The sequence below is a fragment of the Roseomonas acroporae genome, from assembly GCF_023223525.1.
GTDB classification, from domain to species: domain Bacteria; phylum Pseudomonadota; class Alphaproteobacteria; order Acetobacterales; family Acetobacteraceae; genus Roseomonas_E; species Roseomonas_E acroporae.
Window position 1 is genome coordinate 1 of sequence record NZ_JALPRX010000249.1, and the last position, 964, is coordinate 964.

At 75.0% G+C, this 964-nt stretch carries 1 protein-coding gene; it reads left to right on the plus strand.

Features of this window, described 5'->3' with window-relative positions; translation table 11 throughout:
* Positions 1-799, plus strand: a 799-nt coding sequence (locus M0638_RS28345) for a GcrA family cell cycle regulator (RefSeq protein ID WP_248670246.1), incomplete at its 5' end; no start/stop codon positions are given.
* Between the last annotated feature and the right edge of the window lie 165 nt (positions 800-964).

Here is a 964-nt window from a genome sequence, read left to right on the forward strand (position 1 = left end):
GGGCAAGCTCAGCGCCCGCGAGATCGGCGCGCGCCTCGGCGTGTCCAAGGACGCCATCATCGGCAAGGCACACCGCCTCGGCTGGCCCGCCCGCCAGTCGCCCGTCGCGCGACAGCCCGGCGCGGCCCGCCCGCCCGTCTACTGGACCCCGGAGCGCGACGACGAACTGCGCGCGCTCATCAAGGACGGCCGGACCTCCGGCGAGGCGGCCGAGGCCATGGGCGTCACGCCCGGCGCCGTCATGGGGCGGATCAAGATCCTCGCCCGCACCGCGCCGGTCCAGCGCACCCAGGATCGTGCGGCCCGCCTGCTCGACTGGATCAGGCGTGAGGCGGCACAGCACCGCGCCGCGCCCACCAACGGGCAGATCGTCGCCGCCTATCACGTCTCTCAGGGCGAGGCCGCGCACCTCATCAGCCGCCTGATCCGCCGCGGTCTGATCGTGGTCGAGAGCAGGACCCACAGCCGGCGCATCTCCGCGCCCGACGGCTCCTGGCAGACCGCGTGGAGCCAGCGCGCCGGCATCGCCCGCGCCGCGCCGGTCGCGACCGTGCCGCACACGCCCGCCGCGCCGGCGAAGCCATCCATCCTGGCCTGCCGCCGCCCCGGTGAGGCGATGAAGGCCAACATCACGGCCGGACACCGCATCCACGCCGTGCACCGCAAGGCGCCAGTCCCGCCCCCGCCCAACGCCGACGCGCTGGTGGCCGAGTTCCTGGCGCGCAAGGGGGCGACGCAGTGCCCGACCGCTGGCGCCATGGGTATTGGCCGCATCGGCTGGCTCGGGCTGGCGGAGTAGAGGGCATGATCGCTGACCCGGCCGCCCTCAACCGTGCCCAGCGCTTGGAAATCGCCCTGCGCGCCGCCCTCGGCACCTGGGTCACGGATCGCTACCTGCGCGCCGTCGCCGGCGAGCATTTCCGCCCCGTGCTGTGCGACCTGCGCGACAGCCTGCACCCGGCCG